The 14,865-nt window shown below is 62.4% G+C and carries 14 protein-coding genes; 1 reads left to right on the top strand and 13 read right to left on the bottom strand.

Translation table 11 applies throughout. The features are described from left to right. Positions 1-142: 142 nt before the first annotated feature. From denD to ACTJLB_RS17685, 7 genes are all read right to left on the bottom strand, one after another. Complete coding sequence (denD, locus tag ACTJLB_RS17715) at positions 143-1,123, bottom strand: D-erythronate dehydrogenase (protein WP_440784002.1); 981 nt, start codon at positions 1,121-1,123, stop codon at positions 143-145. A 29-nt stretch (positions 1,124-1,152) separates the two neighbouring features. Then, positions 1,153-1,938, bottom strand: a complete 786-nt coding sequence (otnI, locus tag ACTJLB_RS17710; protein WP_131318216.1) for a 2-oxo-tetronate isomerase — start codon at positions 1,936-1,938, stop codon at positions 1,153-1,155. 77 nt (positions 1,939-2,015) lie between these two features. Further along, positions 2,016-3,350, bottom strand: a complete 1,335-nt coding sequence (locus ACTJLB_RS17705) for an MFS transporter (protein ID WP_020066536.1) — start codon at positions 3,348-3,350, stop codon at positions 2,016-2,018. 65 nt (positions 3,351-3,415) lie between these two features. Further along, a complete protein-coding gene (gene otnC / locus ACTJLB_RS17700; protein ID WP_310351426.1) occupies positions 3,416-4,078 on the bottom strand; it encodes a 3-oxo-tetronate 4-phosphate decarboxylase in 663 nt (220 codons plus the stop codon). Next, positions 4,075-5,385, bottom strand: coding sequence for a 3-oxo-tetronate kinase (gene otnK, locus ACTJLB_RS17695; RefSeq protein WP_440784001.1), 1,311 nt, complete (start codon positions 5,383-5,385; stop codon positions 4,075-4,077). Before otnK ends, otnC begins: the two co-directional genes overlap by 4 nt. 13 nt (positions 5,386-5,398) lie before the next feature. Continuing rightward, positions 5,399-6,289 carry an L-threonate dehydrogenase gene (gene ltnD / locus ACTJLB_RS17690; protein ID WP_440784000.1) on the bottom strand — a complete coding sequence of 297 codons (891 nt, stop codon included), beginning with the start codon at positions 6,287-6,289 and terminating at the stop codon, positions 5,399-5,401. An 86-nt stretch (positions 6,290-6,375) separates the two neighbouring features. Beyond that, positions 6,376-7,080: a FadR/GntR family transcriptional regulator gene (locus ACTJLB_RS17685; protein WP_020066540.1), complete on the bottom strand. Its 705-nt coding sequence runs from the start codon at positions 7,078-7,080 to the stop codon at positions 6,376-6,378. A gap of 217 nt (positions 7,081-7,297) precedes the next feature. Here ACTJLB_RS17685 and ACTJLB_RS17680 point away from each other — a divergent pair, with 217 nt between their 5' ends. Then, positions 7,298-8,122 (top strand): IclR family transcriptional regulator, encoded by an 825-nt coding sequence (locus ACTJLB_RS17680; protein WP_020066541.1) that lies wholly within the window; start codon positions 7,298-7,300, stop codon positions 8,120-8,122. A 61-nt stretch (positions 8,123-8,183) separates the two neighbouring features. Here the strand turns inward: ACTJLB_RS17680 and ACTJLB_RS17675 are convergent, their stop codons facing one another. The 6 genes from ACTJLB_RS17675 to manD form a co-directional block, all read right to left on the bottom strand. After that, positions 8,184-9,374, bottom strand: a complete 1,191-nt coding sequence (locus ACTJLB_RS17675) for a M20 aminoacylase family protein (protein WP_087753531.1) — start codon at positions 9,372-9,374, stop codon at positions 8,184-8,186. Between the two features lie 97 nt (positions 9,375-9,471). After that, positions 9,472-10,023: a phosphonate metabolism protein/1,5-bisphosphokinase (PRPP-forming) PhnN gene (gene phnN / locus ACTJLB_RS17670; protein ID WP_087753532.1), complete on the bottom strand. Its 552-nt coding sequence runs from the start codon at positions 10,021-10,023 to the stop codon at positions 9,472-9,474. An 80-nt stretch (positions 10,024-10,103) separates the two neighbouring features. After that, positions 10,104-10,937, bottom strand: coding sequence for a GntR family transcriptional regulator (locus ACTJLB_RS17665; protein ID WP_440783998.1), 834 nt, complete (start codon positions 10,935-10,937; stop codon positions 10,104-10,106). A gap of 104 nt (positions 10,938-11,041) precedes the next feature. Further along, on the bottom strand, positions 11,042-12,334 hold the full coding sequence (locus ACTJLB_RS17660) for an MFS transporter (RefSeq protein ID WP_020066545.1): 1,293 nt from the start codon (positions 12,332-12,334) through the stop codon (positions 11,042-11,044). A 104-nt stretch (positions 12,335-12,438) separates the two neighbouring features. Beyond that, positions 12,439-13,485 (bottom strand): L-idonate 5-dehydrogenase, encoded by a 1,047-nt coding sequence (locus tag ACTJLB_RS17655; protein ID WP_440783997.1) that lies wholly within the window; start codon positions 13,483-13,485, stop codon positions 12,439-12,441. A 104-nt stretch (positions 13,486-13,589) separates the two neighbouring features. Next, the gene (gene manD / locus ACTJLB_RS17650) at positions 13,590-14,798 is read right to left on the bottom strand and encodes a D-mannonate dehydratase ManD (protein WP_440783996.1); all 1,209 of its coding nucleotides are present in this window, start codon (positions 14,796-14,798) and stop codon (positions 13,590-13,592) included. Positions 14,799-14,865: the final 67 nt, after the last annotated feature.

Genomic DNA, 14,865 nt, shown 5'->3' with positions numbered 1-14,865 from the left:
CACCGACCGTCATCAGGGAATACGTGAGAGGCGTCAGCCGCGCCGGGCAAGCGTCTGACAATTGATGCGCCCGCGCCGCCGCCGCGCTGCGGGGCCGCAACGCGAGGTCTGGCGGGCGCTTTAGTGACCTTCTAATGAAACTTCAGCGGACCTTCACGCCCTCGTCTGCGATATAGGCGCAGATCACGTCGGCAAAGGTCTGCTCGCCGCGCAGGCCCAGTTGTTCGGCGCGCGATGTGTCCCAACGTCCCGGCCAGCTACCGACGATTTTTTCGATGCGCGCGTCCGGCTGCCAGACAATCCGCTTCGCGACCTCGTCGCCAGCCACTTCGCGCAGCGCCGCCACCATCTCGTCGACGCTCACGGAGATGCCCGGCAGATTCAGCACGCGTTGGTTGCCCAGCGCGGCGGCATCGAGTTCGAGCCCGGCAATCAGGCATTCGATCGCTTTGCGCGGCGACAGCAGCCACAGCCGCGTGGCGCCGTTGACGGGACACACAGCCTCTTCGCCGTTCAACGGCTCGCGGATGATGCCGCTCGCAAACGACGACGCCGCCGCATTCGGCTTGCCGGGCCGCACGCTGATCGTGGGCAGCCGCAGCACGCGTCCGTCGACGAAACCGCGCCGCGAATAGTCGTTGAGCAGCAACTCGGCAATTGCCTTTTGCGCGCCGTACGACGATTGGGGATTCAGCGCAGTATCGTTCTGCACGATGTCGGGCAAGTCGCCGCCGTACACCGCGACCGAACTCGTGAACACCACGCGCGGCCGGTGTCCGCGTTCGCGGCAAACGTCGAGTAACAGGCGCGACGCGTCGAGATTGATGCGCATGCCGAGATCGAAGTCGGCTTCCGCCTGACCGCTCACGATCGCGGCAAGGTGAAAGATCGCCGTGGTGTTGCTGTCGATTGCACGCTCGAGCACGCTGCGCTCGGCGATATCGCCCACTTCGGTGCGCACGCGGCTGTCGCCGAAATCGTTCGCTTGCACGACGTCGAGCAAGACGAGTTCGGTGATGGCTTGCGGCGCGCCTTGCGCGTCGTTCAACGAACCGCGCGAGAGCAGTTCGCGCGCAAGGCGTTGGCCGAGAAATCCCGCGCCGCCGGTTATTAGTACTTTCATGATTGGCTAGTGTCCTCGTTATATCCTGGTCAAGCAGCGTTCAGATACGGTTTGAGCCAGCCGAGCCCCGCGGAAGTCGCGGCGCGCGGCCGGTATTCGCAGCCGATGTAGCCGTCGTAGCCGAGTGAGTCGATGACATCGAAGAGATACGGATAGTTGATCTCGCCCGTATCCGGCTCGTGCCGCTCGGGTACGCCTGCAACCTGAATGTGACCGATGCCCGCCTGATCGCGCTTGAGCTTCACCGCGAGATCGCCTTCCACGATCTGACAGTGGTAACAGTCGAACTGCACCTTGAGATTCGGCTCGCCGACTTCCGCGCAGATTGCTTGCGCCTCGTCCTGCCGGTTCAGAAAAAAGCCCGGCATGTCGCGTGTATTGATCGGTTCGATCACAATCATGATGCCCTCGGCTTGCGCGGCCTTCGCGGCGTACGCGAGGTTTTGCAGATATACCTCGCGATGCCGCTCGCGCGGCTGATCCGCGCCGATCAGGCCCGCCATCACATGCAGCTTGCGATTGCCGATCACACGTGCGTATTCGAGAGCCGTTTCGATGCTGCGGCGGAACTCGTCTTCACGTCCGGGCAGCGTTGCGATGCCGCGCTCGCCGCTGGCCCAGTCGCCCGGCGGCGCGTTGAAGAGCGCTTGTGTCAGACCGTTGGCGTCGAGCCGCGCCTTGATTTCCGCGGCGCGAAAATCATACGGAAACAGAAACTCGACCGCTTTGAAACCGTCTTTTGCGGCAGCAGCGAAACGGTCCAGAAAAGCGTGCTCGTTGTACATCATCGACAGATTGGCGGCGAAGCGAGGCATGGCGGCAACTCCTTTGAAGCTGTGTTCAGCGCGCGGCAACCGAAGCTGTGCAGCAACGTATGGGCCGCGCGGCGCTTTTAGCGATTGACCAGTCTGGCCGGCGTGAGCCACGTAGCAATCGCGCCGATCACCAGCATGCCGGCCAGCACATACATGCCGGTCTGCGTGCTGTGCGTGAGATCTTTCAGGTAGCCGATCATGTAGGGACTCGCGAAACCCGCGAGATTACCGATCGAATTGATGATCGCGATGCCGGCCGCTGCGGTCGCGCCCGACATGAACGCCGTCGGCAGCGACCAGAAGAGCGGCGCGCAAGTCAGCACGCCGGCAGCGGCGAGCGACAGAAACGCGATGGACACCACCGTGTTGCTGGCGAACGAAGCCGCGACCGTGAAGCCCACGGCGCCGAACAACGCCGGCACGATCAGATGCCAGCGGCGCTCACGGCGCTTGTCCGCGCTATGTCCCATCAGATTCATCACGACGATCGCGCAGACAAACGGAATCGCGCTCAGCAGACCGATGTTGAATGCGCCGCTCACGCCCGTGGATTTGACGAGCGTCGGCATCCAGAACGTCAGGCCGTATTGCCCGGTGACGAACGCGAAGTAGATGAGCGACATCCACCATGTACGCGGATCGCGGAACACCGCGCGCAGCGAATGAGCGTTTGCTTTTTCCTTCGGCTGCGATGCGGCGATTTCATCGGTCAACAGGCGCTTTTCGCTTTCGCTCAGCCACTTTGCGCTCGCAATTCCGTTGTCGAGATACAGGATCGTGGCGATACCGATCGCCACCGCCGGAATTGCTTCGATCAGGAACATCCATTGCCAGCCCTGGAGACCCGAGCTGTGATGGAACGCCTGCATGATCCAGCCTGACAGCGGATTGCCGAAGATGCCCGACACCGGAATGGCCGACATGAACACCGCAATGATCTTGGCACGCCGATGCGACGGAAACCAGTAAGTCAGATACAGGATCACGCCCGGATAAAAACCTGCTTCGGCGAGACCAAGTAGAAAGCGCAGTATGTAGAACTGGGTCGGCGTCTTTACGAACACGAATAGCGCTGACATCACGCCCCAGGTAATCATGATCCGTGCGATCCAGATCCGCGCGCCGAGCTTGTGCATCAGAATGTTGCTCGGCAATTCAAACAGGAAGTAGCCGATAAAGAACACGCCTGCACCGAGGCCGAACACCGTTTCGCTGAACGCGAGGTCTTGCGACATTTGCAGCTTTGCAAAGCCGACGTTCACGCGATCCAGATACGCGACCACGTAGCAAAGCATCAGAAATGGCACGATGCGCCAGAACACTTTCTTGTATGTGCGCTCGACTTCCGCGGCGCCGGGTTGACCCGCGGCCGCCGCGAACGGCTGGCTGGATACGGCCTGATACGAACTCATGCAATGTCTCCTGGGATGGTTGTATAACGCGTCGCCTTGGGCGATCTGATTGATGTGAGCGGTTGCTACCAGCGCGCGCCGAACGCGCTGCGCAGTTCTTCGAGCGACGCTTCGTCGAGCGGCGCCGGTCGAGGATTGGTCATGAGCCACAAACGCGCGGTCTCTTCGAGTTCTTCGAGTGCATACGATGCATGCGCGACCGAACGTTCCCAGACCACCGGGCCTAGACGCTCGAGCAGCACCGCGCGAACGCTATCGGCGAGCGCGGCGATCTGCGCGGCCACTTGCGGATCGCCGGGCCGCCGGTAACGAATCAGCGGCACGTGGCCCACTTTCATCACGTAGTACGGCGTAATCGGCGGCAATACGTCGGTCTCACTCCACACGCCCGCCAGTGTCAGTGCGACCAGATGCGTCGAATGCGTATGCACGATGCCGCGCGTTTCGCCGTTGCGCGCATAGATGCCGCGATGCAGCGCGAGCGTTTTCGACGGCTTGCCGCCCGACACCGCATTGCCGTCGAAGTCGACCTTGGCGATGTCGGCCGGATCGAGCCGACCGAGGCACGCGTCGGTCGGCGTGATCAGCCAGCCGTCATCGAGCCGCGCGCTGATGTTGCCTGCGCTGCCGACTGTATAGCCTCGTTGATAAAGACTCGCGCCAGTCACGCATATTTCCTCGCGTACGCGCGCTTCGTTCGTGGCGTGGACTGCGGGCGCGTTGCTCATTGCGCGGCTCCGTTCAGATGACTCAGCGCTTTTTCGAAGAAATCCGTCGTGCCGAAGTTGCCGGATTTCAGTGCCAGCGCGAGCGGTTGCGTGCCTACGGTTGCAGTCGCCGGAACGCCAGGATCGATCTGCGCGCCGATGCGCAACGTGCGAACGTTCAGCGCCTGCACGACCGCGCCCGAGGTCTCGCCGCCCGCTACGACGAACTTGCGCACGCCGCGTTCATGCAGGCCGCGCGCAATCGCCGCCAACGTCGATTCGACCAGATGTCCTGCCCGGTCCACGCCGAGTTCGCGTTGCACCGCTTTCACTTCGTCGGGCGTGGCGGTCGCGTAAATGAGCATGGGTTCGGCTTTGTCGAGATATGTTTGCGCGAAGGCCAGCGCCTGTTCGACAACCGCTTCGCCGCGCGCAGCCGCAAGCGGGTCGATGCGAAACGCAGGCCGTGTTTCGCGCCAGGCGGCGACTTGGGCATTGGTCGCTTTCGACGCGCTGCCGGCGAGCACTGCGGACATTCCTTCGACGTGGGGCAGTTGCGCGGCATCAGCTTGCGAATCGAGCAGGCCCGCGCGACGGAAGTTACCCGGCAAGCCCAACGCAATACCGGAGCCGCCTGTGATCAATGTCAGATCGGCGCACGCTTCGCCAAGCACGTATAGGTCGACGTCGGAGACCGCGTCGGCAATTGCCATGCGCACGCCCTGGTTACGCAATGCGTCGAACGATTCGCGCACGGCCGATACACCTTGGGCCACCGCGTCGTAACGCACGAGCCCGACTTTCGATTGCGTCTGACGTTGCAACACGCGCACGAGGTTGGCGTCGCGCATCGGCGTGAGCGGATGGTTCTCCATGCCCGACTCGTTGAGCAACGTATCGCCGACAAAGAGATGACCGCGAAAAATCGTGCGGCCGTTCTCGGGGAACGCGGGGCAGGCAATCGTGAAAGCACTGGCAGAACCTTGCGCGGATAGCGCGTTCAGCAACGCATCCGTCACCGGCCCGATGTTGCCCGCGTCAGTCGAATCGAAGGTCGAGCAATATTTGAAAACGAACTGGCGGCAGCCTTGGGCGCGCAGCCAGTCGAGGGCGGCAAGCGATTGCGCGACTGCGTCGGCTGCGGGGATCGTGCGCGACTTCAGCGCGACCACGAGCGCGTCGGCTTCGATCGTTTCTCCCTTCTCAGGCACGCCGATGGTTTGCACCGTGCGCATGCCGCCGCGCACCAGCATGTTGGCGAGATCGGTTGCGCCGGTGAAATCGTCGGCGATACAGCCGAGCAGCGCGCGTTGTGTCGTAGCGGTCATGACGCGCTCCTGTTCACTTTGCCGCCGGCACGTCGATGCCGGGGAAAATCTTGATGACCGCGGAGTCGTCTTCGCCGCCGTGACCGGCCGTGGACGCCATCATGAACATCTGGTGCGCCGCCGCCGATAGCGGCAGCGGAAATTTCGAACGGCGCGCGGTATCGAGCACGAGGCCGAGATCCTTGACGAAAATGTCGACGGCCGACAGCGGCGTGTAATCGCCGTTGAGTATGTGCGGTACGCGGTTCTCGAACATCCACGAATTGCCGGCGCTGTGCGTGATCACGTCGTAAAGTGCGTCCGGATCGACGCCTTCGCGCAAGCCGAGCGCCATCGCCTCCGCGGCCACGGCGATATGCACGCCGGCCAGCAACTGGTTGATGATCTTGACCTTCGATCCCGCGCCATGCGCGGAGCCCAGGCGATAAACCTTGCCCGCCATCGCGGCGAGCACGTCCTCACAGGCCGCGTAGGCGGCGGCGGGACCGGACGTCATCATCGTCATCTCGCCCGATGCGGCGCGCGCCGCCCCGCCCGAGACCGGCGCATCGAGCATCTGCAAACCTGATGCCTCAATCCGCTTGCCAAGTTCGATTGCGAAGTCGGGCGCGACCGTCGCGCTCGCGATCACGACGCCGCCCGGCTTCATCGCCGCGACCGCGCCCTGCTCGCCGAACAACACGGCCTCGGTTTGCGCGGCGTTCACGACCAGCGTGATGACCACGTCGCATTGCGCACCGAGTTCGGCGGGCGACGCACAACCCACGCCGCCTTCTTTTACGAACGCCTGCAGGACTTCGCTGCGCAGATCGCACGCGTGGACCCGCAAGCCCGCACGCAGCAACGAACGCGCGACGCCCAAACCCATTGCACCGAGACCGATGACACCGACATTTCTGGACATGCTGCACCTCTATGGAATCTGTTACGCGCTTGTGGGAATTGCATCGCGTGCGCCGAGCCCACGGCACTCGCCGGCGTGCCACGGCATCATCGAATGCCCGCTTCCGCGAGCCGCCTTGCCGCGTTGTACATGTGCGTTTGCGCCGCGTTGCGCGCGGCCATGGGATCGCCGGCACGAATTGCGGCTGCAATGGCCGCGTGCTCTTCGCGCACCTGACGCGAGAAGTCTTCGCGCAGTGCTTCGTTGCGGCGCGTGACAACCGTGCCGGCTTCGAGATACTGATTCAGGAACGTCAGCGTCTTGAGGAAATACGGATTGCCGGTTGCTCCCGCAATCGCGCGATGAAACGCGACGTCTTCGGTCACGCCGTCCTCGCCTTCCGCGACGGCTTCGTCGATCTTCGCGAGGGCCGCGTCGATGGACATCATGTCGGCGTCGGTGCGACGCATCGCGGCCTCGGATGCGACTTCCGCTTCAATCGCCCGCCGCAGCGCGAGAATCTGTACGACCGACCCCGGCTCGACCGCTTCGGCGTAGTCGATACGCAGCGGCCGGATCGCGCCGTGCGCCGCGATGAAGACGCCGCTGCCTTGGCGCGGCTCGACCACACCTTCGTTCTTCAGCCGCGAAATCGCCTCGCGGATCACCGTGCGGCTCACGCCGAATTGCTGCGCGAGCACGGCCTCGGTGGGCAGCTTGCCGCCGCGTGCGAAGGTGCCCTTGTCGATCTGCTTGAGAAGCTGCTGCGCGACGGTGTCGCTCAATGCGCGGGCTGGAATCTTGTCGAACATCGAATCTCTCGATTGTCATGTCATCGGGTCATCATACAAATTTTCGATGCCGGTTACATCCACGCAAACCCTGGGTTTTTTGTCCGAAGACCCGTGAAGTTGGCGAAACAGAAGGCTTAAGCTATCGTCACGCCTTTGCGCACCGTCGCGACCATCGAGTCACCGCGGACGGTATCCAAGCCTTACGAACGCACGTTTCGCACACATTTCCAGGTCCATGAGCAAAGCCCCGCCGCCGTCCCCCGACGTTTCCGCCAGCGCCGAACCGGCCCCGGACAAACCGGGCGACTCGTACGTGCAATCGTTCGCGCGCGGCCTCGCGGTGATTCGCGCGTTCGACGCAACGCGCCCCGAGCAGACGCTTACCGACGTCGCCGCTGCCACGGGCCTCACGCGCGCGGGCGCGCGGCGCATCCTGCTGACATTGCAGACGCTCGGCTACGTCGAAGCCGAGGGCCGCCTGTTTCGCCTGACGCCGAAAATTCTCGACCTCGGATTCGCGTACCTGACGTCGATGCCGTTCTGGAATCTGGCCGAGCCAGTCATGGAAGAACTGTCCGCACAGGTGCACGAAAGCTGCTCGGCGGCCGTGCTCGACCGCACGGAGATCGTCTACGTGTTGCGGGTGCCGACTCACAAGATCATGACGATCAACCTGTCCATCGGCAGCCGCCTGCCCGCGTATTGCACGTCGATGGGCCGCGTGCTGCTCTCCGCACTCGACGACGAGACGCTCGAAACCACGCTGAATTCGTCGCCGCTCTACGCTCACACGCCGCGCACGGTAACGGACAAAGAAGAACTGAAGAAACTGATCGCGCAGGTGCGCCGCCAAGGATGGGCGATTGTCGATCAGGAACTGGAAGGCGGTTTGATTTCGCTGTCGGCGCCTATCCGCAATCGTCAGGGACGCGTGATCGCGGCAATGAATATCAGCGGCAACGCGCAACGCAATTCGGCCAGACAGATGGTCAAGGCGTTTCTCGAGCCGCTGCAGCAGGCTGCGCAAACCGTATCGGAGATGGTGGCAAGGCGCGGTTGAAATTCAGCGACAGTTTTGCCACCGCTGTTCGAATGTTCACGCCCCGCGCCCGCAACTGCGGTCAGCGGCTGAGGTACCTCTCCACCAGCCGCGTCCAGAATGCCGCACCAACCGGCAGGTTCTGGTCGTTGAAGTCGTAATGCGGGTTGTGCACCATGCAGCCGTCCTCGCCCACTCCGTTGCCGATGCGTAGAAACGTGCCCGGCCGCTTCTGCAGCATGAATGCGAAGTCCTCGCTACCCATCAGTATGTCGGTCTGCGCAACGACCTTGTCGTCGCCTACCAGTTCGCGCGCCACTTCTACCGCGAAATCTGTTTCGTCATCCGAATTAACGACAACCGGATAACCTTCGATATATTCGACCACGGCCTTGCCGCCATAACTCGCGGCCTGCGTTTGCGCGAGTTCGGTAATGCGCTTTTTAAGCAACGCACGCACTTCAGGGCTGAACGAACGCACGCTCAGTTCGAGCCTCGCCGTGCTCGCGATCACGTTGTTTGCTGTACCCGCATGCATCGAGCCAACTGTCACGACAGCAGGTTGCGACGGATCGACGTTACGCGCAACGATGGTCTGCAACGCCATGACGATGCTGGCCGCCACCACCACCGGATCGACCGTCAGATGCGGGCGCGCCGCGTGGCCGCCCACGCCTTCTACCGTGATGATCGCCTTGTCGCCCGCCGACATGAACGGCCCCTTGCGGAACAGCAGCACGCCCGGCTCCGCGCCTGGATGATTGTGCAGACCGAACACGGCGTCGCACGGAAAGCGCTCGAACAGGCCGTCTTCGATCATTTTCTTCGCGCCGCTGTCGATGCCGCTTTCTTCGGCCGGCTGAAAGTACAAGTGCACCGTGCCCGAGAAATTGCGCGTGGCGGCGAGACGTTGCGCGGCACCGAGCAGGATCGTCGTGTGGCCGTCGTGGCCGCACGCATGCATCTTGCCGTGCGTGCCGCTTGCGTAAGGCAGACCGGTTTGCTCGATGATCGGCAGCGCGTCCATGTCGGCGCGAATGCCGATGCTGCGCTTGCCGTCGCCTACTTTGAGCGTGCCGACCACACCGGTTTGACCGACACCGCGCGTGACCTGCCAGCCCCATTCCTCGAGCTTTCCGGCGACGAGCGCGCCGGTTTGCAACTCTTCGTAGGCAAGCTCGGGATGGTGATGAATGTGATGGCGAATTTCGCGCAGGCTTTCGGCCGCGGGGATCAGATCGGCTACTTCGGTGTAACGCGCGCTTTCGCTCATTTGCAAGAGACTCCGTGAAGTGAAGCTGTATGAAAGCGGATGCCAAGGCAGCAGTAAGACTGCTACCTGCTTACCGCCGATGCAGCAAAGGCGAGAACTATAGCCCGGCTTTGGCTTCGAGGAATGCGATCAGCGCATGACCCGCCTCTTCCAGTTCGCCTGAATTGTCGATTGATTTGCAGCGGACGCCATCGGGCAAAGAAAAAGGCGCGTGCCGTGCGAGCCGCGCGGCTACTTGCTCCGCCGATTCGCGCGCCCGCGCGCCGAGTCGCGCTTCGAGAATATGCGGCGCAGCGTCCACATGCACGACTTCGGTACGAGGATAGCGCGCAAGCGCATGATGCAAGTACTGGCGCGAGCCATTCACGACTACCGTGCAACCGCGCGCGAGCCATGCGTCGAGTTCGATACCCACGCCATAGCGCAGTGAATGACTGGACCATTCGAGCGCGAAGAGACCCAGCAACGAACGAGCGGCGAATTCCTCGACGCTTAACGCGATATGTTCTTCGCCGTTGCCGCTTGGCCGCGTAATGTAACGATGCGCGAAGAGAATCGGCTCGCCCGCAAGGCGCTTGCGAGCGAAACCCAGCAACGCGTCTTTGCCCGCGCCGGACGGCCCCATCACATAGACCAGGCGACCTGTCATTGGCCCCTCACCTCGTGGCATTGAAACGGCACACTTTGCCATAACGCGACGCTTTGCGGGACCCGCTCAGCGCGACGTTTTCACGTGGACAGCGGCACGCGCTCCGGTTCGTCGGTCTCGAACCAGGCGGGGTTACGCGCGGCGATGGGACCGAGCGACACGAGGATTTCACGCAGATGGCTGCGCATGGCGTCTTCGGCGGCGATGGGATCGTGCGCGCGCAAGCCGGCCAGGATCTTCGCGTGTTGCTTGATCAGCAGATCGAGGGGCGACACGTCCGGCAAACTCAAGTAGCGCACGCGATCCATTTGCGCCTTGATGTCCTGAATGGTTTCCCACGCGGCAGTGCAGTCTATCGCCTGCGAAATCGCGTAGTGGAATGCTTCGTCGAGCGCGAGGAACGCGGCCGTGTCATTCGATTTTGCCGCGAGCTTCTGTTCGCGCAGATTGTCGGCGAGCGCCTGCAATTGCTCATCGGTAATCGACACTGCTGCTTTGCGCACTACCGCCGTCTCGATCGCTTCGCGGATAAAGCGCCCTTCGCGCACCTGGCGCGGAGAGATGCGCTTCACGAAGGTGCCGCGTTGCGGCAAGACCTGCAGCACGCCCGCTTCGACCAGTTTGATGAATGCCTCGCGCACCGGTTGCCGCGACACCTGGAACATGTCCGACACTTCCTTCTCCGAGAGCGGCGTGCCGGGTACCATCTGGCCGACGAAAATGGCCTGTCGCAAAGCGCGGAAGATCTGCTTGCCGATGGGCTCGTGCGAATCGAACGATACGTTCTCGGTTAGATCTGGCAGTGGGACCTGCACGCCCGCCTGCGCGCCCGCACGACGCCGCGCACGAGGTTCAGCGAGCGTGGCGTTCGCTCCAATGGGCGGCTTGCTGGCGGAGAGATTCCTAGTCGACATTTTGCAAACTACGAAAGAGCATCGAGTGGATAGCTGCCTCGGCGCAACGGTGCCTGGCCGTTACTGAATGCACGGTGATGCACCCTGCGAAGCTGTGCACCATACTACCATGCACGTTCCACCGCCAGCGTGCTTGCGCGCGGCTCGCGAATCCACACGAGGGAGCACACCGCGCCGAGTACCGCGATCCCTCCCGCCAGCACGAATGCGCTGCCATACGCGCCGTGGGTCGCCTGAACGATGAAGCCGGTGACAGCCGGCCCGATCACGCCCGCAAGATTCGCCAGCAGATGCACGAAGCCGCCGACGCCGCCCACGTGTTCACGCGGAACCGTGTCCTGAATGACGGCCCAATAAACAGCGCCCGTCACATACAGGAAGAAGATGGACACCGACATCAGCGCAACCGCGCTTTCCGTGCTGGCGACGCGGCCCGCCAGTGCAACGCACACCGCCGCCGCGCCAAGACATGTCCCCAGTACGATCTTGCGCGACAACAGCGGCTTGCCCGTCAAACGCAGAATCAGGTCAGAGATAAAGCCGCCGGCTGCAAGTCCGATGCTGCCGAGCACCCATGGAATCACCGTGGCGATGCTCATGTCATGCAGGCTCAGGTGGTGTGCCTCGGTCAGATAGGTCGGAAACCACGAGAGAAAGAAAAACAGCACGTAGTTGTACGAGAAGAACGCAAAGGCAGTTGCGAGAATAATCGGCTTGCGCAGAAAGTGACCGAGGCCGAGCTTCGAGCCGTCGGCGGAATGCGCGAGCGCGTGTTCATCGGCCTGGCCTGCGAGAATCAATTGCATCTCGTCGCTTGTGACGCGCGAATTCTGTTGCGGATGCTCGGTCGTGGTCGCGGCCCAAAAGACGAGCCATAGCAGCCCGAGCAACATGATCGCGACGAACGCCCAACGCCAGCCGAACTGCACCGCCATGAAACCCACCACCGGGCCCGCCAGCGCGCCGCCGAGCGGCGTGCCCGAACTGATCACGCCAATCGCGCTCGCCACTTCCTTGCGAGGAAACCAGTTGTTGACCATCTTGCTGTTCGACGAACTGAACGGCCCCTCGCCCATGCCGAACAGCACACGCAACACGATCAGCGAACCGATGCCGGTCGCGAGCGCCGTGGCGCCGCAGAACAAAGACCACACGCCCATTGCAGTGCCGAACACGCGTTTCGCGCCGACCTTGTCCGACAGCACGCCGCCAACGAAATTGAACAACGCATAGCCCACGAAGAAACTGCTGAACACAACGCCCATTTGCGCGTGCGAAAAGTTCAGGTCCTTCTGAATGAGCGGCGCGGCGATAGATAGTGCCGAGCGGTCGAGATAATTGATGACGCCCGCCAGAAAGAGCAGTGCGACAACAAACCAGCGTTGACTCTTTATCATGCGATGTCTCCTTCATTGCGCCTCTTGACGGGCGTTGGAACGGCTTGTGAATGTGTTGCGCCCATCGGGGCACGTGTTTGCAACGCGCCTGCGGGCGTGCGGGTTCAGTCGAAACTCAGATGTACCTTCATGGACTGCGAGCGGTCCAGAGCGACCTCGAATGCCCGGTTCGCATCGCTCATCGCGAATGCGTGCGTCATTAGCGGACGCAGGTCGACCTTGCCCGATGCGATTTCATCGGCGGCAATTGCATATTCGTCGGTGAAGCGAAACGAACCTTGATAGCGAAGCTCTTTCGACATCACAAGATTGGCCGCAACCGGCGACTGTCCAGCAGGCAGATTACCGACCTGGATTACCGCGCCGCCTGCACGCGCTGACCGTAAAGCCGTTTCGAGTCCCGCGGGACTGCCGGACGCTTCGATCACCACGTCGAACGTGCCGCGCTGTGCGGACCATTGCTCGATCGTCGCGCTGTCGGCGGCATTGACCGTCTGGTCCGCGCCCAGTTGAGCGGCAACCTGCAAAGCCCGGCTCGACAGATCGACGGCGACGACCCGATGTGCGCCTGCACGCCGCGCCACCGAAAGCAGGATGCAGCCGATCGGGCCGCAGCCGATCAACAGCACGCTTGCGCCGACCAGCGAGCCTGCCCGTTTCACCGCATGCAGCGCGACGGCGAGCGGCTCGGCCATCGACGCCTGCGCGAAGTCGACGCTGTCCGCGACTGGAATGCACTGGCGCGCCGCCACGACAATGTACTGGCGGAACATGCCCTGCGTGTGAGGAAACGTGGACGCGCTGCCCATGAAGCGCATGTTCAGACAATGATTAGCCATCCCTATCGTACAGTACTTGCATGTTCCGCATGCGAGCCCTGGGTTCACGGCGACGCGCTGACCCGGCACGAGGCGCGCATCGGCGCTCACGCCTTCACCCAGCGAATCGATTTCGCCCGCCACTTCGTGCCCGAGCACGAACGGCTCGCGCACCGCGAAATCGCCGCTCTTGCCCTTGAAGTAATACGAGAGATCCGAACCGCAAATACCGCCGGCGCGCACTCGCACTCGCACCTGACCGGGTCCGGGCTCCGGCGGATCGACCTCGTCGATGCGAATCAGTTTGGGTTCGTGAAGCACGGCTGCAAGCATGGTGGACTCCGGTGTGGCAGATGCGCGAATTCGATTAATTCGATTAAGCGCGGCAAAAGGCGGGGTAAATAAGACCTGAGCGACGGCGCCGCATCACTCGTCGGTCACCAGTTCCACAGCGTGCCGTCCTCGAGACGTGCAACGGGCAAATAAGCCGGATCGTAGGGGAAACGCGCAGCGGCGGCTTCGTCGATGTCGACCCCATGACCCGGTGCATCGCCCGGATGCATCATGCCGTGATCGAAGCGCCATGCATGAGTGAACACTTCGAGCGCCTCTTCGGGAAAGCCCATATATTCCTGCACGCCGAAGTTCGGCACCCACAGGTCGAAATGCAGCGCCGCACCCATGCAGACCGGCGAGAGATCCGACGGCCCATGACAGCCCGTGCGCACCTGGTAAAGCGAAGCAAAATCAGCAATGCGCCGAAGATGCGTAATGCCGCCCGCGTGCGTCAACGTCGCGCGGATATAGTCGATCAGTTGCTCCTCGATCAACTGCTTGCAGTCCCAGATACTGTTGAACACTTCGCCGACCGCAATGGGCGTGACCGTATGCTCACGTATCAGCCGGAAGCCAGCCTGGTTCTCGGCGGGCGTGGGGTCTTCCATCCAGAACAGACGATACGGCTCAACGGATTTACCGAGGCGCGCCGCCTCGATCGGCGTCAGGCGATGGTGCACGTCGTGCAGCAGATGCGTGTCGAAACCGAACTTGTCGCGCACCGCTTCGAAGAGTTTCGGCACGAAGTCGAGATACTTTTCCGACGACCAGCTTTGCTCTTCAACGGCGCCCTTCGTCGCCGGCTCGTACATGCCGCTGCCTTTCGATACGCCATATACCGAGCGCATGTTCGGCACACCGCATTGGATGCGAATCGCCTGATAGCCGGCCTCGATGTGCTCGGCGTAACGGTCGAGCGCTTCTGGAATGTCCCGACCCGTGGCGTGTCCGTACACCATCACGCCTTCGCGCGATGCCCCGCCGAGCAGCTTGTACAGCGGCATCCCCGTGACCTTGCCGAGAATGTCCCATAGCGCCATGTCGACTGCGGCGATGGCCGTCATCGTGACTGGACCGCGGCGCCAGTACGCGCCTTTGTACAGATACTGCCAGGTGTCTTCGATACGGCCCGGATCGCGGCCGATCAGTAGCGGACAAACGTGATCTTTCAGATACGAGGCAACCGCTAGTTCGCGACCGTTGAGCGTGGCGTCGCCGATGCCGTGCACGCCTTCATCGGTGACGATCTTGAGCGTGACGAAGTTGCGGCCGGGGCACGTGACGATCACATCGGCGCGAACGATTTTCATGTTTCCTTCCTTGCTTCAATCAGGTCTGGCGTGACACCGAACGCGAGCTTGACGCTGAATTCACGGC

It is taken from the genome of Paraburkholderia sp. 22098, from assembly GCF_052045935.1.
GTDB lineage: Bacteria > Pseudomonadota > Gammaproteobacteria > Burkholderiales > Burkholderiaceae > Paraburkholderia > Paraburkholderia caledonica.
This window is presented reverse-complemented; position numbering and strand designations above follow the sequence as displayed.